Raw genomic sequence first — 23,013 nt, forward strand, 5'->3', positions numbered from 1 at the left:
GCGAAGCGGGGCTGTTCCGAGGGTCACATGACCACCGGAACAGCCCCGTTTGCCTTGAACAATGGATGGTGTATCTTTGCATGATTAAGGAAGGTAGGATATGCTGAAGCTAAGGGAACGAACAGGAAGGAATGGGAACGTTGATTAAGGAAGTAATCGTGGTGGAAGGCAAAAGCGATACGGCGGCGATCAAGCGGGCTGTCGAAGCCGATACGATCGAAACAAACGGATCGGCTATCGGCGAGGATGTATTGCGCCGCATCGAGCTTGCGAACGCACGAAGAGGCGTGATCATCTTTACGGATCCGGACCATGCCGGCGAGCGGATTCGCAAGATTGTGGCACGCCGTGCTCCCGGCTGCAAGCATGCCTTCCTGCCGCAGGAGCTGGCTTATTATAAAGGCGATATCGGCATTGAGAACGCAAGTCCGGAGGCGATTGTGAAGGCTTTATCGGAGCTGCGTACCGAATCGTCAGCGCAAGTGGGCGAAATTCAATGGGAGGATCTGATGGGAGCGGGATTGATCGTCCATGACGATGCGGCCAATCGGAGACTGATTATGGGCAAGCTGCTGGGCATTGGCTATGCGAACGGCAAGCAGTTCTATAAGCGCTGTACGAGCTTCTGCATATCGAAGGCAGAATTCGAAGAGGCCTTGCGCGAGATGGAGAAGAAACTGGAGGAATAAACGCATGAGCATAGAGAGCGGAAGCGAGCAAGCCAAGGCGCCGAAGAAGTCGGGCGCCCCGGATATTGGCACGCCGAGACGAACGAAGGAAATTATCGCAAAGCATGGCTTCTCGTTCAAGAAAAGTCTTGGACAGAATTTTTTGATTGACGGCAACGTCTTGAATAACATTGTAGCTGCGGCTGAGCTGGACGAGCATAAGGGCGCGCTGGAGATCGGTCCAGGCATTGGCTCTCTGACGCAGAAGCTGGCGGAGACAGCTGGCAAGGTAACGGCCATCGAGATCGACCAGCGGCTGATTCCGATATTGGCTGAGGTACTCGCCGACAAGCCGGACGTAACGGTCGTTCACGGTGATGTGCTGAAGCTGGACCTTCAGGAGCTGTTCCAGCAGCAATTCTCCAATTGCACGGGCGTAAGCGTAGTAGCGAACTTGCCTTATTACGTCACGACCCCGATTCTGATGAAGCTGCTGGAGCAGCGTCTGCCGCTTCAGCATATCGTTGTCATGATCCAGAAGGAAGTGGCGGAGCGGATGGCAGCGAAGCCGGGAGGCAAGGAATATGGCAGCCTTAGTGTGGCTGTTCAATATTACTGTGTGCCTCAGCTTGTCTGTACCGTGCCTCATACGGTCTTCATCCCGCAGCCGAATGTCGACTCTGCAGTCATTAAGCTGACGGTAAGGGATAAGCCTGCTGTTGATGTGCCGGATGAGGACTATTTCTTCCGTGTCGTGCAAGCCAGCTTCGCACAGCGCCGCAAGACGCTGGCGAACAATCTGACCGCGTTCATAGGCAAGGAGCGCCGTGAGGAGCTGACGGCCATGCTGAACCGTATCGGAATCGATCCAGGTCGTCGAGGCGAGACGCTGTCCCTGGATGAATTCGCCTTGCTATCGACAAGCTTGCATGAAGCGGGCTGGAATCGCTAGCCTACATTTTTGATCACCATTCGAAGGGTCCGCCCATAGGATAGACGAAGAGGTGATTAACCTATGAAGCAAGGGGACCTGGTCGTCCGCAAATCGTATGGCGGTGACGTGTTGTTCCGTGTCGAAGATGTACGTACCCATAATGCCGTCCTGAAGGGCACGGACTACCGGCTGCTGGCGGATGCGCCAATTCCTGATCTGTCGGTCGTGCGCGATCCCGAATCTACGCGCGCAGTACAGCAGGTACGGATTAAAGTGAATGAATCATTAATGAAAATGCACACCGATAGAGAGCGGCAAGCGCTAGGCACAGAGGAATCCATCAGGCTTGCTCAGCAGCAGCAGAATGCCCATTACTTTGAGGTGCCCGGAAAGGTGCTTCATTTGGACGGAGACGGCAACTATCTGAAGAAGAGCATGCAGCTCTATAATACGATGCATGTTCCTGCTCACGGACTGCATATCCACGAATCTCAGATGGCGGATGTGCTGTATCGGCTGCTGCCCCAGATCAAGCCGGATATCGTCGTGATTACCGGACATGATGGTGTCCTTAAGAATCGCGCTCCGAACGAAGTCTACAGCCTTACGAGCTATAAGAATTCGCAGAACTTTGTGAATGCGGTGCGAGTGGCCAGGGAATATGAGAAGAATCGGGACGGCCTCATAGTAGTGGCCGGCGCTTGCCAATCGCATTTTGAGGCGCTCCTGCAGGCGGGCTCCAACTTTGCCAGTTCTCCGGGCCGCATCTTGATTCATGCGCTCGACCCGGTCTATATCGCGATCAAGGCCAGCTATACGTCCATAAAAGAAGCCATCAATCTGCCTGATGTAATACATGGTACGATCAGCGGAATAGATGGCGTAGGCGGCATTGAGACGATGGGGCGGTACAGGGTAGGCTTGCCCAAACCCAAGGTAACGTCCGCGCCGTAGGTCGAATGGAAGGTATAATCAAGGGAATAATGCACAAACTATTGTTTAGATTTTCTCATTTTTAAAAAAATGGGTGAAATCACCGTTGACAAGAGAAATATTGGACTGATATAATATTTTGCCTCATTTGACAAACCCTCTTTTTTTGGTTATAATGGACAAGGAAAGAGGTGGTAGCTGACAATGGCAAAAAATGCGCTGTTGGATATAAAACGCAGCTTGGAAGCCCATGTGGGAGCCAAGATCCGTCTTCGGGCAAACGGTGGTCGCCGAAAGACCATTGAACGGACCGGCACGTTGGAAGAAATCTACCCTTCTGTGTTCATTGTTAAGCTGGATGAGGAACAGCACGCTTTCAAACGCGTTTCCTACAGCTATGCGGACATCCTGACAGAATCCGTGGAAGTGACCGTGTGCAATGATGAGGGTCAAGTACGCATCGCTTTTCAACAATAGATCGACATCAGTTTCATAAGGCCGATAAGGCATCTGGCGCAGAGCAATCTGTGCTTTTTTTTGCGCATAATCGCCTGTAGGGGACACATACTACCTTCGTCAAGCCGTAATTGCAGCATAAGATGAGCAAATTCTAGCCAGCGGAGGGATAGGGATATGGGACGCAGAAGGCGCAGCGTGATGTCAGAACAGCTTAAGTACGAGCTGGCCAAAGACTTGGGTTTTTACGATACCGTCCAGCAGGAAGGCTGGGGCGGCATTAAAGCGAAGGATGCCGGCAACATGGTCAAACGAGCGATTCAGCTAGCGGAGCAGGCAGCGTCGAAGTCACAGCAGCCATAATGAAGGTGCGTAGAAGCTAAACCTGGGCAGCCTGCAAAGATGCAGTTGCCATGGTTTAGCTTTTATTGTATTCCTTTGTTATAATGAGGCTTAAGCTTAGAGACGAACGGGTGAACATATCGGATGAAAATTTATGAAAAAGCACCAGCCAAAATCAATTTGCTGCTGGACGTGCTTCGCAAACGGAATGATGGTTATCACGAAGTTGAGATGATCATGACCATGGTCGATCTGGCCGATCGCCTGGAGATGGAAGAGCTGCCGCGTGACACGATTATCATATCGAGCCAAGTCGGCTATATCCCTCTGGATGAGAAGAATCTCGCCTTCCAAGCGGCAAGGCTGATCAAGGAACGCTACGACGTCAGGAAAGGCGTCTATATTCATTTGGACAAGAAAATTCCGGTGGCCGCCGGTCTTGCGGGCGGAAGCAGCGATGCAGCTGCTACGCTTCGCGGTCTGAACCGGCTGTGGGATCTGCGTATATCAGAGGACGAGCTATGCGAGCTTGGGGCGGAGCTCGGCTCTGATGTGCCGTTCTGCGTGACTGGAGGGACAGCGATTGCGCGGGGCAGGGGAGAGAAGCTGGAGCATATCGATCCGCCGCCGCAATGCTGGGTCGTGCTGGCGAAGCCGCCGATTAACGTATCGACCGCCGATGTGTACGGACGGCTGCGCGCGAATGAGCTGAAGCAGCATCCTTCCATCCCGGCGATGCGGGAGGCGCTCGCGAAAGGCTCGTTCCAGGACATGTGTGCGGGACTTGGCAATGTGCTGGAGACGGTCACGCTGGATCTGCATCCAGAGGTGCTTCAATTGAAGGAGAGCATGCTTCGTCTGGGTGCCGACGGGGTGCTCATGTCCGGAAGCGGACCTACCGTATTCGGGCTGGTATCGAAGGAAGCGAAGCTTCCTCGCATTTATAATGGACTTCGCGGATTTTGCAAGGAAGTATACGTGGTAAGAATGCTTACATAATGGTGACGTTCTTCTTGATTAAATCCGTATAAAAATGTTATATTGTGTTTATATTATTCGGATTTAGTGGGGGGCAGAGGGAAATGAGGAAGTTGAAACGAAGTTCGAGATTGGTAGAAATGACGCAGTACCTGTTATCTCGTCCCCACACGTTAATTTCGTTGACAGCATTTGCTGACCGCTATCAATCTGCAAAGTCATCCATTAGTGAGGATTTGGCAATTATAAAAGAAGTGTTCGAGGAAGAGGGCATCGGCGAACTGCAGACGCTTGCCGGCGCTGCTGGCGGCGTGAGATATATGCCTCAGATGCGGGAATCGGTATCTCTCGCTATTATGAAGGAAATCTGTCTGAAGCTGGAGCAGCCGGATCGGGTTCTGCCTGGCGGCTATCTGTATATGACGGATATGCTGGGACAGCCGGAGCTGCTGGCTGACGTTGGCCGCATGTTTGCGACGGCATTCTCGGGCCGCAAGATCGATGTCATTATGACTGTAGAGACGAAGGGGATTCCTTTGGCATACGCGACGGCTGCTTGCCTGAACATTCCGGTTGTCATTGTCCGCAGGGACAATAAGGTGACGGAAGGCTCCGCGGTGAGCATTAATTACGTGTCAGGCTCGACCAAGCGCATTCAGACGATGTCGCTTGCACGAAGAGCGCTGAAGGAGCAGTCTCATGTTCTGATTATAGACGACTTTATGAAGGCCGGCGGCACGATTCAGGGCATGATGGACCTGCTCTATGAATTCAAGGCGACGGTAGCGGGAGTCGGCGTATTCGTAGAGTCCGGCGAGGTAGAGCTGGAGGAGCGGTTGCTGGAGGACTATGTATCGCTTGCCAAGCTGACAGCCGTAGATATGAAGACGAAGCACACAACGGTTGTTCCGGGCAATTATTTCAAAAGCTGAGAGGCAGGAATCCGTCATGACAACAAATACGAAGCTCGAAGTCATCTCGACGAGCGAGGCGCCGGCGGCGATCGGTCCTTATTCGCAAGCGATCAAGCTGGGCGGATTGCTCTTCACGTCCGGTCAGATTCCTCTGGATGCATCGGGCGCTTTGGTAGAGGGCGGCATCGAGGAACAGACGCATCAGGTATTCCGCAATTTGAAAGCGGTATTAGAAGAAGCGGGAGCGACGTTCCAGGACGTGGTGAAAGCAACTGTATTCATGAAAGACATGAATCAATTTGTAACGGTCAACGGCATTTATGCTTCCTATTTCGGCGACCATAAGCCGGCTCGCTCAGCCGTAGAGGTGGCGAGGCTTCCGAAGGACGTGCTTGTCGAAATAGAAGTGATTGCATCGACATATGTCGAATGAAAACGAAAAAAATTCATACTAAAAAAAATATTTTAAATTGAGTATCATTTTACCAAAAATGTAGAAGGAATTGGCACAAAAACGTGGAAGTATACACCAAGTCTCAGATAGGCAAAGGTGGTGAACACAAGTGCAAATTACTGATGTCAGACTCCGCCGTGTGAACTCGGAAGGTCGCATGAAGGCTATTGCTTCCATAACCATTGACAACGAATTCGTCGTTCACGATATTCGTGTTATCGATGGTAATAATGGTATGTTTGTAGCTATGCCTAGCAAGCGGACTCCAGATGGTGAATTCCGTGATATCGCTCATCCGATTTCTTCCACGACTCGTGAGAAGATTCAAGCTGCTGTTTTGGCAGAATATGAGCGCGCGGCTGATGAAGTTGCGATTGAAGAAGGGGCTTAATAGCGGAGCGATTTCAGCTTCTGCAAAAAGGTATGGTAACGTATGGAAAAGAGAGCCGAGGCTCTCTTTTCTTTTGTTTCAATTTGAGCTATATTCTAGTGAGGATTGCTAGGAGATAGGGAGGGTATTCAAAAAATGAAAGTGATGGCGATTGTGCTGGCTGCCGGTCAAGGCAAACGGATGAAATCGAAATTATATAAAGTGCTGCATCCCGTCAGCGGGAGGCCGATGGTAGGCCATGTTCTGGATACGGTGAAGGAAGCGTCCAGCGAGCGTACGGTAGTCGTGGTCGGGCATGGAGCGGAGATGGTGAAGTCGTATTTGGGCGATGCTGCGGAATACGTGCTGCAAGAGCAGCAGCTTGGAACGGGCCATGCGGTTCTGCAGGCTGCGCCGCTGCTGGGCACGGAAGAAGGTACGACAATTGTAATCTGTGGCGATACGCCGCTCGTTCAGTCCTCTACGCTGCACGCAATGCTGAAGCTGCATGCAGATAGCGGCGCAGCTGCGACGATACTGTCGGCTTCCTTCGAGAACCCGGCTGGTTACGGACGGATTATTCGCGGAGAGGACGGCACGGTACAGCGGATCGTCGAGCATAAGGACTGCTCGGCAGAAGAAGCGGCGGTACAGGAGATTAATACGGGTACGTATTGCTTCGACAACCGCAAGCTGTTCGACGCCTTGGGTAGAGTAACCAATGAGAACACGCAGGGCGAATACTATTTGACAGACGTGATAGGCCTGTTAAAGGAAGCGGGAGAGATCGTACAAGGCTATTGCACGGATGATACGGCGGAAGCCATCGGTGTCAATGACCGTGTCGCACTGGCGGAAGCGGAGCGCTATATGCGCGAGCGTATCAACCGCAAGCATTTGCTCAATGGCGTGACGATTATCGATCCGGCGAATACGTACATTGAGGTTAGCGTGCAGATCGGCTCGGATACGATCGTCTATCCCGGAACGGTTCTTCGCGGCGCAACCATTATTGGCGAGGATTGCGTTATCGGTCCGGCTGCGGAAGTGGTAGATACCGTTATGCATAATGGCGCTTCCATTAAGTACTCCACTGCGGCGGAATCGGTCATTGGCGAAGAGAGCGCAGTCGGTCCTTACGCTAACCTTCGTCCTGGCTCGCAGCTTGGCCGTGCGTGCAAGGTAGGCGATTTCGTCGAGCTGAAAAACGCTTCGCTGGATGACGGCAGCAAGGTGTCGCATCTGAGCTATATAGGCGACGCTGTTGTCGGCAAGGACGTCAACATTGGCTGTGGCGCCATTACGGTAAATTATGATGGCTTCAATAAAGCGGTAACCGAGATTGGCGATGGCGCCTTTATCGGCAGCAACGTGAATCTGATTGCCCCAGTAAAGGTGGGTAACGGGTCATATGTCGTTGCGGGAACGACCATTACGCATGATGTGCCGGACGGGGATTTGGCCATTGCCCGTGAACGCCAGGTCAACAAGCCGGGTTATGCGGACAAGATTCGTGCTCGCGCGAAAGCGAAGAAAGAACGTACAGAGTAGTCATAGTCGGTTCGATACGGCCTTATATATGATTAATTTTTGGTAGTTGTGGGTAAAGTGATATGGACATCCAATTCTTCGAGGAGGGTTCCATATGGCAATTGCAATACAAGCGGAACAACGGACTGGAGCTACCAAGGGCGATTTGCGCCAGCTGCGCATTAGCGGCCAGGTACCTGGCGTCGTATATGGTAAGCAACTGCAGTCTTCGGCTGCAATCAGCATTAGCGAGAAGGAATTGTCTACCTTGCTGCGTTCTCATCCCAATGCGGTGCTGGAGCTGAATTTGCCCGAATCTGGTGTGCACTCCGTCATGGTGGCGGATGTTCAGCGCGACTCGCTGAGTCAAAAACTGCTTCACGTAGACTTCCACCAGATTAATATGAACGAGAATGTACGGGCGAACGTTCGCATCGATGCGACAGGCGATTCTGCAGGCGTGCGCGAGGGCGGTATCCTGTCAGTGATTCTTCATGAGCTGGAGGTTCAATGCTTGCCGGGCGACATTCCGGATGTGATCGAGGTTGATGTATCCGGACTTGGCATCGGCGACAGCATTCTCGTCTCTGACCTTTCACTGCCTAAGGGCGTAGAGGCCAAATCCGATTCGCAGCTCCTCATCGTTACGGTGCTGGCACCGCAGAAAGAGCTGAGCGAAGAAGAGAAGGAAGCGCAGGATGTGGAGGCGCAAGAAGCGGAATCGCGTTCCGACAATGCGGTTCATGAGGAAATCTCCACAAGCTCGTAAAGCGGGCCTATGAATAAAAGATCTCAAGCTGCCCTCCATATGGAGGGTGGCTTGCTTGCGTTCGGGGAGAGCGCTTCGCAAATTAACGCTAATTGTGCTACATTAAGTAAGTGATGTGGTTGCGGAAGGTATTATCGAAAACCTAAGCAGATGCTTACGAAGTAGGTTTTCTTCAACTTAAGCTTACGCTTAGGTTGTGGTTGAAAACCTTTTAGGAGGATTCATATGAAATGGATTGTGGGGCTCGGTAATCCGGGCGCTCAATATAAGGATACGCGGCATAACGTCGGATTTATGGTCGTGGATGAGCTCGCGAAGCGATGGAGCATCACGCTGACACCACAGGGCAAGCATAGAGCCGTTATCGGCGAGGGCAATGTCGGCGGCCAGAAGGTGGCGCTTATCAAGCCCATGACGTATATGAACTTGTCGGGTGAAGCGGTACGCTCGTTCCTTGATTACTACAAGGCTGATCTGGCCGATGGCATTATCGTCTATGATGATCTCGATACGGAAATCGGAAAGCTGAGGCTTCGCTATCAAGGCAGCGCAGGCGGGCATAACGGCATCAAGTCGCTCATCCAGCACCTGAATACGCAAAGCTTCAACCGGATTCGGATGGGCATCTCTCGTCCGCAGCCAGGCATCGTCATCTCCGATTACGTGCTGGCGAATTTTCCGAAGGCGGAGCGCGACAAGCTGTCGCATATGATTGAGCAGGCCTGCGATGCCGTCGAATTCGGCTTGAAGGCTCCTTTCGAAGAAACGATGGCAAAGTTTAACCGGTAACCGTTAAATTGTGAGGTTGCGGGGCATACTGAAGGGTATAACCACTCTTCAGGAGGCATACATATGGCTGTAAACTATATATGCAGGCATTGCAAGACGTCGATTGGCTCCATTGACAGACCGTCGGTGACAGAGCAGCAGTTGGGTTTCCATTTCTTGACCCCCGAGGAGCGCAGCGATATAATAGCGTATGACTCGAACGGTGATGTTACGGTCAAGGTTGTTTGCGACTATTGCAACGAAGCGCTGACTACGAATCCAGACCTATTGCTGATCAGCAATCCTCTTCAATAACCGATAGGAAACTGCGAGAACAAGCTATGCCGCCCTTTGGCCGGATGTAGCTGTTTTTGCGTGGGCAGATCAATACGGACTGAAGCTTCCAAGCAGGCCAGTTGGTGCGAGTCGATCGGCTGGCGGAATGCTGCGAGTCCCTAATCTATGACATACAAAGATTTTTACCCGAACATGGTTGTGTATAGAAAAGAGGTGCCGCAAACGTTGAAAGCGCTAATTCAAGCTTTTGCCGCGGATTCGGACGTCCAGTCAGTTTTGTCCGGTATCCGCAAAGGGATGCGTGAGCAGATGATATCCGGGCTCGCCGGCTCTTCCCGCCAAGTGTTGATCGCAGCGCTGGAAGAAGCGGTAGAGCGTCCGATGCTGGTTGTAACGCATAATATGTTCTCCGCTCAGAAGATTGCGGAGGATCTGCAAGAATGTCTATCGCCCGATAAAGTGATGTTGTATCCTGCGAATGAGCTTATGGCTGCGGAAGCAGCGATCTCGAGTCCTGAGACGCTGGCGCAGCGCATGGATGTGCTGATTAAGCTGTCCAAAGGCTATCGCGGGATTATTGTCGTGCCGTTCTCCGGCGTGCGGCGCTTTCTGCCGATTAGCAGTGTTATGGCTGATGCGCAGATCAAGATCGCGGTCGGCGATACGCTTCCGATGGAGGGCTTCCTGCTCCAGATGACGGCGCTTGGCTATGTGAGAGCAGACCGCGTGGAATCGCGCGGGGAGATGAGCGTACGGGGAGGCATCGTTGATTTCTATCCGCTTACAGCATCGCAAGGATACCGGATAGAATGGTTCGGCGACGAGATCGATTCCATTCGGGCCTTCGATCCGGCTGAGCAGCGTTCGTCGGATCGTATGGATTCGTATGTGATCCCGCCATGCCAAGAGATTATCGCCGACGCTACCCGTATGTCAGTTGCGGCCAGGCATGCTGCCGATCTGCTGGAGAAGCAGCTGGAGAAGATGACAGACCGCACAGCGAAGGACCGGCTGCGCTCCGAGATTGGCAGTGAGCTGGAGAAGCTGAGAGAGCAAGTCTACTTTCCTGAAATCTATAAATATATTGCACTGCTTTATCCGGAACGCCAGACGATCCTGGATTATATGCCAAGCGATACGCTTCTTGTGCTCGATGAGCCGACGCGTCTCATTGAGACGGCGAAGCAGCTGGAGCGGGACGAGAGCGAGTGGGCACTGCATCTGCTGCAGAGCGGCAAGTCGCTCCCTGGGCTGACGCTTGCGCGTGATACGGAGGAGATTCTTCATCAACGTCCGTTCCCGACCTTGTTCTTATCCTTGTTCTTAAGACAAATTCCGCACAGCCAGCCGCAGAATATTCTCAATATGACCAGCCGTTCCATGCAGAATTTCCACGGTCAGATGAACGTGCTGAAGTCGGAGATGGAGCGGTGGAAAAAGATTGGCGCGAACGTCATTATGCTTGCAGGCAATGCGGAGCGTATGGATCGTATGCGCCGCGTGCTGGATGATTACGGCATAGAGCCGCCTAATCTGCTGGAGGGTAATCTTCAGCAGGGTTTTGAGCTGCCTTCTTCGCATCTGGTCGTCATTACGGAAGGCGAGATGTTCTCTCAGAAACAGCGCAAGCAGCGGCGCATCGACAAGAAGATGGACAATGCCGAGCGAATCAAAAGCTATACCGAGCTAAAGGTCGGCGATTACGTCGTTCACCATAATCATGGTATTGGCAAATATGTCGGCATCGGCACGCTGGAAATCGGCGGCATTCATCGCGATTACTTGCATATTCTGTATTCGGGCGGCGACAAGCTGTCCGTGCCGATTGATCAGGTTGATATGATCCAGAAGTATGTCGGTTCCGAAGAGAAGGAGCCGAAGGTCAGCAAGCTGGGCGGTGCCGAGTGGACCAAGGCGAAGAGCAAAGCGAGAGCTTCCGTACAGGATATAGCTGACGATCTGATCAAGCTGTACGCACAGCGCCAGTCGACGCCAGGCTTTGCCTTTGGAAGGGACACGTCCTACCAGCAGGAATTCGAAGCGATGTTCCCGTATGATGAGACGAGAGACCAGCTTCGTGCGATAGAAGAGATTAAGAGAGATATGGAAAAGGGCCAGCCGATGGACCGCCTGCTATGCGGCGACGTTGGCTATGGCAAGACAGAGGTGGCGGTGCGCGCAGCGTTCAAGGCGGCGATGGAGAGCAAGCAAGTAGCCGTTCTCGTGCCGACGACGATTCTGGCGCAGCAGCATTATGAGACATTCCGCGAGCGGTTCTCTGGTTACCCGATCAACGTGCAGGTGCTAAGCCGATTCCGCTCTCGCAAAGAGCAGAATGAGACGATTAAGGGACTGAAGAACGGAACAGTTGATGTGGTCATCGGTACGCACAGACTGCTGTCTCAGGATATTATCTTTAAGTCGCTTGGCCTGCTGATTGTGGATGAGGAGCAGCGGTTCGGCGTATCGCATAAGGAGAAGCTGAAGAAGCTGAAAACCAATGTGGACGTGCTTACGCTGACGGCAACTCCGATTCCGCGCACGCTGCATATGTCCATGCTGGGCGTACGCGACTTGTCCGTCATTGAGACGCCGCCGGAGAACCGGTTCCCGGTTCAGACGTATGTCGTGGAATACAGCCCTGCCCTTGTACGCGAAGCAATTGAGCGCGAGCTTGCCAGAGGCGGGCAAGTCTACTACCTATATAATAGGGTTCAAGGCATCCACCAGATGGCCGAAGCGATTAACGCGCTTGTGCCGGATGCGAAGGTGACCGTAGGGCATGGCCAGATGTCCGAGCAGGAGCTGGAGAAGACGATTCTGGACTTCTTGGACGGAGAATCCGACGTGCTCGTCAGCACAAGCATTATCGAGACGGGCGTCGATATCCCGAATGTGAATACGCTCATCGTGCATGACGCTGACAAAATGGGTCTGTCTCAGCTGTACCAGCTAAGAGGCCGCGTAGGCCGTTCGAATCGTATCGCATATGCCTACTTTACGTATCAGCGGGATAAAGTGCTGACCGAGGTGGCGGAGAAGCGCCTGCAGTCTATCAAGGAATTTACGGAGCTGGGCTCCGGGTTCAAGATTGCCATGCGTGACTTGTCTATACGCGGTGCCGGGAATCTGCTTGGAGCGGAGCAGCATGGCTTCATTGCGTCTGTCGGCTTCGATATGTATTCGCAGATGCTGGCGGAGGAGATTGCCAAGCGCAAAGCGGAGATGTCTGGCGAAGAAGTCGTGGAGGAGAAGACGGTCAGCACGGTCATCGACATCAGCGTGGATGCGTACCTGCCTTCCGACTATATATATGACAGTATTCAGAAAATCGAAATTTACAAAAAAGTGGCGGCTGTTCGTACGTTCGAGGAGTGCGACGATTTGATCGACGAGCTGATCGACAGATTCGGTGACCTGCCTCAGGCGGTCAGCAATCTAATGTCGGTAGCAAGGCTTAAGATCTATGGCAGCCTATACGGAATCGAGATGATCACCCAGAAGGGAGACGATCTTATCTTCCGTATGTCCGAAGCCCAAAGAAGCCGCATCGCCCGGAAGAAGGTGGACCAGCTCTGCCTGAAGCTGGAGAACCGCTTCAAGCAAAGCGCGGAGCAAGAGTCGCCGCCGACCGTTCTCCTTCGCGGGAAAGGACTGAATATGGAGCAGAAGCTCCATCTGTCGGAGAAATTCATGGAGGGCTACAGCGAAGCCCTGCCTAAGAAGGAAGAGCTGCAGAACGCGACGTCGTAGGACAGATTCGCTTTTCGGGTTCCTTTTCTGATACAATAAAAACAGTTTATGTTCAAAGTCGGTTGGCATCATGTCATGCTTCGTGATCAGAAGTGACTATTGAACAGCCTCTAATATAGTGCGTGTTCTAAAAGTCGGATTTTCAGCACCGAGGCTGGTCGTTCGCCTGACGGCGAACTGCTCGCCCATGCATCCGGGAAGGTTGCGAGAACCTGAAGAAGGAGGAGCGGAGTGTAGGCAAACCTACATGAGCACCGGACTTCGAAGGTGAACGCAAGATTCGATGTCGAATACGTTTCTTGGCTGGCTTCGTGATCAAAAGACGATTTTTTGAACAACCTCTAATAGCTTATAATCTGAAAGGGGATTCTACATGTTTTACAGTACACGCAAATCGACATGGCGCAGAAGCGCACTGCTCGTCCTTGCAGCGGTGCTCGTCATGACGATGCTGGCGGCATGCGGAGGCAAGGGGAAGGGTGAACATTCCTTGCAGTTCAAAAACGTAGACAAGGGCGAGGTAGTCGCGACATTCAAGGATGGACAAGTTACGCAGGATGAACTCAAAAAGTATCTGGACGTCTATGTGCTGGCTCAACCGGCTTACGAGTCGATCGTTGAGATCCCGCAATTCCAGGAGATGCTGCTAGAGCAATACGTAAGCTTCAAGCTGCTTAGTGCTCAAGCTTCCGAAGAGTCCTTGAAGGAAGCACGCAAGCAAGTAGACGAGCAACTGACAGGATTCAAGGAGCTGAAAGGATCGGACACGACCTTTGCAGACGAATTGAAGACGAAAAAAATCTCGGATGCAGACATCGCGACTTTCCTGCTGCTGAATTCCGCAGCGGTCGTGCATATGAATTCCCTGGTTACAGATGAAGATATGGCGAAAGCCTTTGAAACGATGAAAGCAGACTTTGCGGTATCCGACGTGCGCCACATCCTGGTTCAAACGACAGAGACCGATCCAAATACGCAAGAAACGAAAGAGCTTCGTACAGACGAAGAAGCACTGGCTCGCGCCAAGGAAGTAAAGGCGAAGCTGGATGCAGGCGGCGACTGGAACGAGCTGGCTAAGACGTATTCCGATGACGGCGGTTCAAAGGAAAACGGCGGCTTGTATGAAGCCAGCCCAGGCAGCAAGTGGGTAGAGCCTTTCAAAATCGCGACTTATGAGCAGGAAATCGGTGTGATCGGCGAGCCGGTGAAATCCGATTTCGGCTACCATGTTATTAAAGTGGAGAAGCGTGAAGACAAAACGCTGGATCAACTGACGGAAGAAGAGAAGAACCAAGTGAAGGGCGCGGCGGCTTACACGTACATGGAGAAATTCATGACAGAAGAGATGCCGAAGCAAGAACTGAAAATTACACTGCCTAAGGCCGAAGAAGGCGCGGGCGAAGGCGAAGCACCGGCAGACGGCGAGACTCCATCGGAGACGCCAGCCGATGGCGACGCAGCAGCAGGTGACGAGAAAGCCGCAGAATAACTTCTGCCTTATAGCAATATCATAAAGACCGTTTGACCGGCATTATGCCGGTCAAACGGTCTTTTTCTATGGGATGCTTGGATAGATTTTCCCTGAATTGAAAACAATAAAACGGATACAGCGCGAGATGGGCTGCAGCTATTGATGAAGGGCGGTGACAGCATGAGGCTGATCAAGGGATACAAGCGAACGAAGCAGCAAGCGAAGAAGCTCCCTACCAACCATACCTTGTCCGAATTTGAAGGAACGAGACTGAACGGCTCGCTGCGGCAGCTGGAGGAGATTATGAACAGTACGCTGGGCACGAGTGCCGATCTGGCCACTCGCAAATTCCAGGTATTCGGCCAGTTTCCTGCTGTCATGTACAGCTTCTCCCATATGGTTCAGCAGGCAGTGGTCAATGAAGATATTATCAGACCGTTTATGCATGTCCCTAGGCATCTGCAAGACCGCAACATCGAGCTGGCACAATTGCCAGACATCCTTTTGTACGAGACGCTATATCACGGGGAAGTCCAATTGCAGGGAGAAATCGATCTCTTAATTCGGGCGGTGCTAGGCGGGGATACGGTTGTTGCCATTGAAGGCATGCCGGAGGCTTTCCTGATCGGTACGCGCAGTATCGACAAGAGAGGCATTGAACAACCGGCTACAGAACAAGTCATCCGCGGACCGCGTGAAGGCTTCATCGAGTCTTTGGGCACGAATCTGGCTCTCATCCGTTATCGGCTGCAATCCACTGAGCTGCGTGTCGAATCCAGAGAGATCGGGACACGGACAAAGTCCAAGGTAGCTATATGTTATATGGACGGCATTACAGATCCTGAACTGCTGAAGGAGCTGGATCGCAGGTTATCGGAAGTGAAGATTGACGGTGTGCTGGATTCGGGTTATCTGGAGCAATTTATCGAAGACAACAAGTGGTCTCCTTTCCCTCAAGTGCAGTATACGGAACGGCCGGATAAGGTCGTGGCCAATCTGCTGGAGGGCAGGATTGCGATACTCGTGGACGGCTCGCCACTAGCCCTCGTTATTCCTACTGTATTCGGGCAGTTCTATCAGACGGTCGAAGACTACACCGAGCGATTCCTACTCATGAGTGCGATTCGAATGGCGCGTCTGGTCGCCCTGATCTTCTCGCTTGTCTTTCCGTCCTTGTATGTCGCCATTATTTCGTTCAATCCTGAGCTTATTCCAACCGAATTCGCGGTGGCTGTAGCAGGGGGAAGAGCGGGTGTGCCGTTCCCGGCTGTCATTGAGGTGCTGATCATGGAAGTTTCCATGGAAGTGCTTCGGGAAGCGACGATCCGGTTGCCCCAGCAGGTCGGCGGAGCTCTGTCGATTGTCGGCGTGCTGGTCATCGGTCAAGCAGCTGTAGCGGCAGGGTTCGCCAGTCCGATCACTGTCGTCATTATCGCGCTGACTACGATCGGTTCATTCGCAACGCCGGCCTACAACGCCGCTCTAGCGCTTCGGCTGCTGCGCTTTCCGCTTATTATTATGGCTGGGATATTCGGCTTGTACGGCATCATGGTCGGCCTTATCGTGATCGCGAACCATGTGCTGTCGCTGAAGTCGTTCGGCGTGCCTTATCTGAGTCCGCTCGTGCCGGGGGATAAGGAAGGAATAAAGGATCTTCTCATACGGGCGCCGATCAAATGGATGAAGAACAGACCGGCGTTTCTCCATCCCCAAGATAATATAAAGCTGCAAGTGGAAGATCAGGCTCCATCCCCGAGCGCTGAAGAAACCAGTCCAGAAAAAAGATAGCGGAAGGAGCATCTCGACATGGACAATACGCAGACCCGACAAATTACCGTTCTTCAGACAGCGGCTATCCTCGTCAGTACGATTATTGGCGTAGGTGTGCTGTCGCTTCCTCTGTTTGCGGCCAGGGCGGCTGATTCGGCTGCCCCGATTGTGACTCTCTTTGGCATTATCGTCGCTTTCATTGGACTAGCGCTTATCACATGGCTGGGCATGCGCTTCCCGGACCATACCATCATCGAATACAGCGAGCAAATTATCGGCAAGTGGCTCGGCCGATTAGGCAGCGTATTGATCATTGTATTCTTCGCCGTGTTAACATCGTTAACCGCCAGAGAGTTCGGTGAAGTGGTCGTTACCGCTGTATTGAAAAAAACGCCGGTTGAAGTAACCGTTATCGTGATGCTCATGCTGGCTGCGATATCAGCGCGGAAGTCGCTGACAACCTTCGCGTATATTCACAATTTTTATTTCCCTTTGCTGCTGGTGCCTTGCTTGTTAATCGCCATTCTGTCGCTCAGTAATGCAGAAATTGTTAACCTGCAACCGATTATATGGACCAAGTCTAATCATGTTCTCCTAGGAACGTTCACGATTGCCGCGCTATTCCAGGGCTCCTTCATTTTAACGCTGATTATTCCATCTATGAAGCGGCCCAAAAAGGCTATGAAGGCAAGCGTATACGGCATCTTAATTGCAGGCGGACTCTATCTGGTTATCGTAGCGGCAGCGGTTAGCGTCTTCGGCGCCGAGGAGATCAAGAAGCTGCTATGGCCTACGCTGGAGCTGGCGAAAGGCACCAATTTGCCGGCTAATATATTGGAGCGGCTGGATGCGGCTTTTCTCGCCGTATGGGTAACGGCGGTATTTACGACATTGTTGTCCAGCTACTTTCTGACAGCTTACGCAATGAAACAGCTATTCCGATTGCGCGAGCATCGGGTATTCTCGTTTTTTTTGTTTCCTTTTATATTCTTCATGGCGATGATTCCGCAGAATGTGACCCAGCTCTATGGCATCATCGAGCAAGTCGGCAGATTGGGTCTTGTCATCACGATAGCGTACCCGGCGGCTTTGCTGCTAATGGCGATGATGCGCAAGAAAAGGGGGCAGCAGCAGTGACAAGCAGGAAGATGTGCCGCTTCATACGGTTAGTCTGTACGGTACTCGTGCTTACCCCTCTGTTAAGCGGCTGCTGGGACCGGCTGGAGATCGATGACCGTGCTGTTGTGCTGGGTGTATCGATAGATGAGGTGGACAGCGAGGCAAAGGCGACACGAGAGGAGGACGAGGTCACCCATGTACGAGGCTCTCTTCCGCCGCCCAAGCAAGGTATGGTAAGAGTGGGGGTGCAAATTGCCCTGCCGGGGCAGATTCCCCTCGGTCCCGGCGAATCGGGCGGCATGGGCGGCGGCAATCCGAATCGAACGGTATGGGTGATTAATGTGGTAGGGCATTCCATTAACGATGCGTTCATGAATTTGCAGCAGCAGGTATCGAGCCGATTGTTTTTTGGACATTTGCGCATCATTGTCATCTCGGAGGAGGTGGCAAAGAAGGATATGAGCAACATTAACGATTACTTCCGGCGCAATCCGGAAGTGCGCAGAATGGCATGGATGATGGTATCTAAAGGAAAGGCATTCGAGCTCATGAATGCGGCGCCCAGGCTGGAGCGGATCCCGACGCTGTATTTAATGTCGACGCTCGATAATGCGATTAAGATGGGTAAATTCCCAAAGGACTATATCGGGCAGTACTGGAGCAATTCCTCGAAGAAAGGGCAGGAAGGCTTCTTGCCCTTTGTGGAGATTAAGGAGCAGGACAATGTCGAGATTAAGGGATTGGCATACTTCCGAGGGGAGAAGCTGGTTGGCATTACGAAGCCTCTGGAGATTTCCGGGTTCCTGGGCTTGCGCGGCATTAATCCGGCCGGCTATCGCGCGGTCATCCTGCTGGATTCGGAGGATCTGTCCACTTCCGTCATGACGAACGTGACGCATAGACATTCCAAGATCAATCTGAGCGTGAAGGACGGCAAACCGTATTTTCAGATTAGAGTGGAGCTGGAGGCGAACTTGGATGAGAAGATGAGCGAGAGCATTGCGCTGGACGATCCTGCAACGATTGCGGCGATCGAGCGAAAGCAGGAGAAGGGCTCTGTTCAATTCTATCAAAACATTATTAAGAAGACGCAAAGCAAAGGCTCCGATATATTTGGCTTTGGCGAGATGGTCCGGGCCAAAAAACCGGGGTATTGGCATCAGTATATCGGAACGAAGGAAAAGTGGCAGGACATGTACAAGGAGACGACCTTCGATATTGAGGTAGCGGTACGGATTCGCCGTATTGGTATGAAAGCAACGTGACGCATCGTTTTTTGACAGTGTTGGAGCGCGATTGGGGCTGTAGCAGGAGGGATGGAAAGCATGATATTGAGTATAGTCACGATTGGACTGTCAGGTTACCTTTTTTTCATCTGCGTCTTGTGCGGCTTGTTCTTGCTGTTCATTGACGCCAGAGAAACCCACGTAACCAAAAAAGAATATCGACTGTCCAACATTTTCGGCTGGCTCCATCTATCGCTAGGAGTGTTCATTCTGATGATGCTTTGGCTGTCTTAAAATAACGATTGCTTATATTTGTAAAAAGTGATATCATGATCATATCATAATGATATGGGAGTGGATCTCATGAGGGAGAAAAAAGCATTATATGTCAGCGGATATTTGGCGCTTCTGATCGCGATTGTTGCAGCTGTAGGCGGTGCGGCGCTGATCATCCTCCAACTGTCCTCGTCGTCTGTATCGGCATTCAGCATTCTACTCGGAGTTGTGCTGCTTCTTGTTGCCTTTCTGATTACGACGTCATTAGTTATTGTTCAGCCGAATGAAGCGAAGGTCATTACCTTCTTCGGCACGTATATTGGTACGATTATCGAGAGCGGCCTATGGATGGCCTTGCCGCTTACGACGAAGGCGACGATATCGCTTAAGGTGCGGAACTTCAACAGCCAGAAGTTGAAGGTGAACGACGCGGAAGGCAATCCTGTGGAAATTGGCGCGGTTGTGGTCTTCAAGGTCGTAGACACGGCAAAGGCCACCTTCGACGTCGATCATTACGAGCGGTTCGTCGAGATTCAGAGCGAGACGGCAATCCGTCATATTGCGGCGCAATACCCGTACGATATCTTCGATGACGAGAATGGTGTATCGCTGCGCGGGAATGCGGATGAAGTGGCAGCTGAACTGCAGCGCGATCTTCAGACGAGGCTGGAAGTAGCAGGCGTCCAACTGATCGAGACACGCATTACGCACCTCGCTTATGCGCCGGAGATTGCAAGCGCGATGCTGCAGCGTCAGCAAGCGATTGCGATTGTAGCGGCGCGTCAGAAGATCGTCGAAGGGGCAGTCGGCATGGTAGATGCCGCGCTGAAGAAGCTGGAAGAGAACGGAATCGAACTGGACAGCGAGCGGCGGGCCGCGATGGTCAACAATTTGATGGTTTCGATCGTATCCGACAGGGCGGCGCAGCCTGTCATCAATACGGGCTCTCTGTACAGCTAAGGAACGCTGAATAATGGGGAAAGAGAAGAAGGCGTTCCCGCTGCGCCTCGATCCCGACATCCATCGTGCGCTTGAGCAATGGGCCGCTGACGAATTCCGCAGCGTGAACGGTCATATTGAATTTCTGCTGCGCGAAGCGCTAAGCAAGGCAGGGCGGCTTGGCAAGCCCCGCAAAGAAGAGGAATAACCGGACGGCATACGCAGGCTAGCGGCGTATGCCGTCTTTGACGTAGATTGGACAACTCTGGATACATACGGCTGGGCAGGGCATCATAAGGCTCTGGGCCGTGAGGGGCCGCTCCCATCAGGCGGTTCTTCAAGGGAACAACGGGTCGTATTGGAGACGTGCATAAGAAATTGGGAGCGGATGAATACTATGGTCAGATTCAAATTCTTCATTGAAGGATCTTAACACTTCAGGTACCGGAGCAGCACCAAGACCCTACGATAACAACGGCCTGCTGCGAATGTTCTGGTATGGGATATGATCTGCCAAGCCGCCGGCTTAGCGCTACCCGGAAGAAATTCGAGGACGCCGAAAGTCCTCGTGGAGCTCTCAGTGATGTTTCTTTATAAAAAAGTGATGCAGGAATCCAGTCGATTCAAAATCCTCTAGGGAAAGCGGGGCAACAAGAAATGAAAGCAACTGGAATTGTACGTCGTATCGACGATCTCGGGCGTGTGGTGATTCCGAAGGAGATTCGCCGTACGTTGCGTATACGCGAGGGCGACCCACTGGAAATATTCGTTGACCGTGATGGTGAAGTCATCTTGAAGAAATATTCTCCGATTGGCGAATTGGGCGACTTCGCTAAGGAATATGCGGAATCGCTGTACGAGAGCACCGGACATATTACGCTGATCTCCGACCGCGATACCATTATTACGGTTGCGGGGGCATCCAAGAAAGAACTGATGGACAAGGCTATCGGCAATACGCTGGAGTCATGCATGGAGAATCGCAAGACGCTTGCGGAAACGAATGGCGGCGCTTATGAAATTGTGAAGGACGTACAGGATCAATACAGTTCGTTCGTCGTGGCCCCTATTATTGCAGGCGGAGACCCGATCGGCGCGGTTGTGCTGCTGAGCAAGGACGATTCCGTCAAGATGGGACAGCTTGAGACGAAGATGGCCGAGACGGCTGCAGGCTTCCTGGCGAAGCAGATGGAGCAATAAGCGAGCCCTTATTGCCGCCTACACATAAGCACCAATGGTCACGGCTTCTCCGCACGGCATTTGTCTTGCGGAGAGGCTTTATTTTTGTATCTGCTCCCGTTTACGGTATAATCATTAATCATAACCAATCATAGGGAGCAGGGGACTATCATATGAGCCGGACGGCATCGAGACTTCGCGGAGGCGGAATCTGGCGGAACGGCGTAATCCTGATGGCAGGGGCTGCACTCGTCTCCAAGCTGGTAGGCGCTTTGCAGAAGATCCCGCTGCAGAATTTGGCCGGGGACCGCGTATTCGGCATCTACAATGCCGTCTATCCGTTCTATCAGCTGATTGCGGTCTTGGCTACAGCGGGTCTGCCTACGGCAGTATCTATCATTATTGCGCGCAAGCTTAAGGAAGCTGAACCTCTGGAGGGGACAAGGAGTACGGTTATCGCCGCATCGATCCTGCTGGGAGCGACAGGCGTCTTTGCGTTTCTGGGGATGTGGCTTACCGCAGACCTGGCAGCATCGTGGATTGGCGATGATTCGGCGGCCCTGGCTATCCGGGTATTGTCGGCTGCATTATTATTTGCGCCGTTCGCCGCAGTGCTTCGCGGCTATCAGCAAGGGAAGAGACGGATGGGCCTGTCTGCCGCATCCCAGGTGGCTGAGCAATGTGCGCGCGTCGCGATTATGATTCTTGTGCTGCAGATAGGCCTGAGCGCAGGATGGAGCGATTCCGCCTTGGCTGCGGGCGTCATGAGCGGAGCTTGCGCGGGTGCGATTGTCGCGCTTATTCTTCTGTTGATAGGCAAATCGCGGGATCGGACCATAAGAAGCGACACCGTGCCAGCCCCTATAGGCAGGCTCCGTCTCATGCGGGAGATCAAAGAATTGGCAGCTTTGGCCGCTCCGGTGGCACTGGCATCCATCGTTGTGCCGGTTGTAGGAGTGGTCGATGCATTTATGGTACCGCGGCTCCTGGGAGACAGCGGCATGGCAGAATCGACGGCGATGAGCCTGTTTGGCGTATACAGCCGGGGCGGTCCATTGGTGCAGCTTGTTACGATGGTTGCTGCGGCAGCGGCAGCGGCTATGGTGCCGGGTCTTGTGAGTGCAAAAGCCGGGGGCCAGTTGGACGAGCTGCAGAACCGTCTGTCGCTGCAGCTGCGGATGGCCTGGATGATGGGCGGGGCGGCGGCTATCGGCCTCTTGCTGCTGGCTGAGCCGCTCAACATTATGCTGTACAAGGATGCGAAGGGGACGCTAGCCTTCGCCCTTGTCGGCTGCACCGCGCTGGCCGGCTGCGTGAACGCGATTGTCGCGCCCGCGCTGCAAGCGCTCGGCTCGGCGCGGGTGCCTGCGGCGCTGCTCTTGCTCGCAGCGCTGTTGAAAGGCGCGCTGAACGCCGCGCTGGTGCCCTCCCTCGGGATCGAGGGAGCAGCGCTCTCCGGCGTGATCGCGCTAAGCGCCGCCGCCTTGCTGGGCGCGGCGGCGCTGCGCCGTGCGGCTGCGGGGCTCCGCCCGCCGCACGAGCGGATGAAGCGGCGGGCGAGCATTAGCCCCGCCGCCGCAGGCGTGGTCGCGCTGGCGGCTATGGCCAGCGCGGTACTGCTTGCCGAGCGCGTGCTAGGCGCCGCGCTCGGGTACGGGCTGCCGCAGCGAAGCTTGGCGGCAGCCCTGTCGCTGGCGGGCGCAGCCGTCGGCGTGATCGTCTTCGCCGTCGCCGCTCTGCGCGCAGGCGCGATAGACGCGCACGAATGGCGCGCGATTCCGGGCGGCGATCGGCTGGCCGCCCGGCTGCGGCGGCTGCGGCTGATCCCGCCGCTGGACGAGCGGTAGCTCGTCTGTTACATAAGGAG

At 53.2% G+C, this 23,013-nt stretch carries 23 protein-coding genes; all 23 read left to right on the forward strand.

Annotated features, from left to right (window positions below; genetic code table 11):
• Nucleotides 1-140: 140 nt before the first annotated feature.
• The 23 genes from rnmV (at nucleotide 141) to D3P07_RS24750 (ending at nucleotide 22,993) form a co-directional block, all read left to right on the forward strand.
• Nucleotides 141-689: a ribonuclease M5 gene (rnmV, locus tag D3P07_RS24645; protein ID WP_119803516.1), complete on the forward strand. Its 549-nt coding sequence runs from the start codon at nucleotides 141-143 to the stop codon at nucleotides 687-689.
• Between the two features lie 4 nt (nucleotides 690-693).
• A complete protein-coding gene (rsmA, locus tag D3P07_RS24650; RefSeq protein ID WP_119803345.1) occupies nucleotides 694-1,620 on the forward strand; it encodes a 16S rRNA (adenine(1518)-N(6)/adenine(1519)-N(6))-dimethyltransferase RsmA in 927 nt (308 codons plus the stop codon).
• Between the two features lie 63 nt (nucleotides 1,621-1,683).
• Nucleotides 1,684-2,556 (forward strand): sporulation peptidase YabG, encoded by an 873-nt coding sequence (gene yabG, locus D3P07_RS24655; RefSeq protein ID WP_119803347.1) that lies wholly within the window; start codon nucleotides 1,684-1,686, stop codon nucleotides 2,554-2,556.
• Between the two features lie 183 nt (nucleotides 2,557-2,739).
• Nucleotides 2,740-3,012 carry a biofilm formation stimulator Veg gene (veg, locus tag D3P07_RS24660; RefSeq protein ID WP_119803349.1) on the forward strand — a complete coding sequence of 91 codons (273 nt, stop codon included), beginning with the start codon at nucleotides 2,740-2,742 and terminating at the stop codon, nucleotides 3,010-3,012.
• Nucleotides 3,013-3,168: 156 nt separating this feature from the next.
• Nucleotides 3,169-3,354, forward strand: coding sequence for a small, acid-soluble spore protein, alpha/beta type (locus D3P07_RS24665; RefSeq protein WP_119803351.1), 186 nt, complete (start codon nucleotides 3,169-3,171; stop codon nucleotides 3,352-3,354).
• A 123-nt stretch (nucleotides 3,355-3,477) separates the two neighbouring features.
• Nucleotides 3,478-4,332, forward strand: coding sequence for a 4-(cytidine 5'-diphospho)-2-C-methyl-D-erythritol kinase (ispE, locus tag D3P07_RS24670; protein ID WP_119803353.1), 855 nt, complete (start codon nucleotides 3,478-3,480; stop codon nucleotides 4,330-4,332).
• 83 nt (nucleotides 4,333-4,415) lie between these two features.
• On the forward strand, nucleotides 4,416-5,243 hold the full coding sequence (gene purR, locus D3P07_RS24675) for a pur operon repressor (RefSeq protein WP_119803355.1): 828 nt from the start codon (nucleotides 4,416-4,418) through the stop codon (nucleotides 5,241-5,243).
• A 16-nt stretch (nucleotides 5,244-5,259) separates the two neighbouring features.
• The gene (locus D3P07_RS24680) at nucleotides 5,260-5,658 is read left to right on the forward strand and encodes a RidA family protein (protein ID WP_119803357.1); all 399 of its coding nucleotides are present in this window, start codon (nucleotides 5,260-5,262) and stop codon (nucleotides 5,656-5,658) included.
• 130 nt (nucleotides 5,659-5,788) lie between these two features.
• Entirely contained in the window at nucleotides 5,789-6,070 is a 282-nt protein-coding gene (gene spoVG / locus D3P07_RS24685; RefSeq protein ID WP_087571183.1) for a septation regulator SpoVG, read from the forward strand.
• A gap of 135 nt (nucleotides 6,071-6,205) precedes the next feature.
• A complete protein-coding gene (gene glmU / locus D3P07_RS24690) occupies nucleotides 6,206-7,600 on the forward strand; it encodes a bifunctional UDP-N-acetylglucosamine diphosphorylase/glucosamine-1-phosphate N-acetyltransferase GlmU (RefSeq protein ID WP_119803359.1) in 1,395 nt (464 codons plus the stop codon).
• Nucleotides 7,601-7,694: 94 nt separating this feature from the next.
• Nucleotides 7,695-8,348 carry a 50S ribosomal protein L25 gene (locus tag D3P07_RS24695; RefSeq protein WP_119803361.1) on the forward strand — a complete coding sequence of 218 codons (654 nt, stop codon included), beginning with the start codon at nucleotides 7,695-7,697 and terminating at the stop codon, nucleotides 8,346-8,348.
• 225 nt (nucleotides 8,349-8,573) lie between these two features.
• Nucleotides 8,574-9,137 (forward strand): aminoacyl-tRNA hydrolase, encoded by a 564-nt coding sequence (pth, locus tag D3P07_RS24700; protein ID WP_119803363.1) that lies wholly within the window; start codon nucleotides 8,574-8,576, stop codon nucleotides 9,135-9,137.
• 63 nt (nucleotides 9,138-9,200) lie between these two features.
• Complete coding sequence (gene fin / locus D3P07_RS24705) at nucleotides 9,201-9,431, forward strand: anti-sigma-F factor Fin (RefSeq protein ID WP_119803365.1); 231 nt, start codon at nucleotides 9,201-9,203, stop codon at nucleotides 9,429-9,431.
• Nucleotides 9,432-9,605: 174 nt separating this feature from the next.
• Nucleotides 9,606-13,166 carry a transcription-repair coupling factor gene (gene mfd, locus D3P07_RS24710; protein ID WP_119803518.1) on the forward strand — a complete coding sequence of 1,187 codons (3,561 nt, stop codon included), beginning with the start codon at nucleotides 9,606-9,608 and terminating at the stop codon, nucleotides 13,164-13,166.
• A gap of 373 nt (nucleotides 13,167-13,539) precedes the next feature.
• Complete coding sequence (locus D3P07_RS24715; RefSeq protein WP_119803367.1) at nucleotides 13,540-14,655, forward strand: peptidylprolyl isomerase; 1,116 nt, start codon at nucleotides 13,540-13,542, stop codon at nucleotides 14,653-14,655.
• A gap of 162 nt (nucleotides 14,656-14,817) precedes the next feature.
• A complete protein-coding gene (locus D3P07_RS24720) occupies nucleotides 14,818-16,425 on the forward strand; it encodes a spore germination protein (protein WP_182914503.1) in 1,608 nt (535 codons plus the stop codon).
• 18 nt (nucleotides 16,426-16,443) lie between these two features.
• Nucleotides 16,444-17,544 (forward strand): GerAB/ArcD/ProY family transporter, encoded by a 1,101-nt coding sequence (locus tag D3P07_RS24725; RefSeq protein ID WP_119803369.1) that lies wholly within the window; start codon nucleotides 16,444-16,446, stop codon nucleotides 17,542-17,544.
• Nucleotides 17,541-18,791 carry a Ger(x)C family spore germination protein gene (locus tag D3P07_RS24730; protein WP_259391684.1) on the forward strand — a complete coding sequence of 417 codons (1,251 nt, stop codon included), beginning with the start codon at nucleotides 17,541-17,543 and terminating at the stop codon, nucleotides 18,789-18,791. Before D3P07_RS24725 ends, D3P07_RS24730 begins: the two co-directional genes overlap by 4 nt.
• Nucleotides 18,792-18,851: 60 nt before the next feature.
• Nucleotides 18,852-19,046 (forward strand): CLC_0170 family protein, encoded by a 195-nt coding sequence (locus D3P07_RS24735; RefSeq protein ID WP_119803371.1) that lies wholly within the window; start codon nucleotides 18,852-18,854, stop codon nucleotides 19,044-19,046.
• 69 nt (nucleotides 19,047-19,115) lie between these two features.
• Complete coding sequence (locus D3P07_RS24740) at nucleotides 19,116-19,988, forward strand: SPFH domain-containing protein (RefSeq protein WP_119803373.1); 873 nt, start codon at nucleotides 19,116-19,118, stop codon at nucleotides 19,986-19,988.
• A gap of 13 nt (nucleotides 19,989-20,001) precedes the next feature.
• Complete coding sequence (locus D3P07_RS27230; RefSeq protein ID WP_182914504.1) at nucleotides 20,002-20,175, forward strand: type II toxin-antitoxin system antitoxin; 174 nt, start codon at nucleotides 20,002-20,004, stop codon at nucleotides 20,173-20,175.
• Nucleotides 20,176-20,624: 449 nt separating this feature from the next.
• Entirely contained in the window at nucleotides 20,625-21,167 is a 543-nt protein-coding gene (gene spoVT, locus D3P07_RS24745) for a stage V sporulation protein T (protein ID WP_119803375.1), read from the forward strand.
• Nucleotides 21,168-21,319: 152 nt separating this feature from the next.
• Nucleotides 21,320-22,993 carry an oligosaccharide flippase family protein gene (locus D3P07_RS24750; protein ID WP_119803377.1) on the forward strand — a complete coding sequence of 558 codons (1,674 nt, stop codon included), beginning with the start codon at nucleotides 21,320-21,322 and terminating at the stop codon, nucleotides 22,991-22,993.
• The last annotated feature ends 20 nt before the right edge of the window (nucleotides 22,994-23,013 follow it).

Source organism: Paenibacillus sp. 1011MAR3C5, from assembly GCF_003591485.1.
Lineage (GTDB): Bacteria > Bacillota > Bacilli > Paenibacillales > Paenibacillaceae > Pristimantibacillus.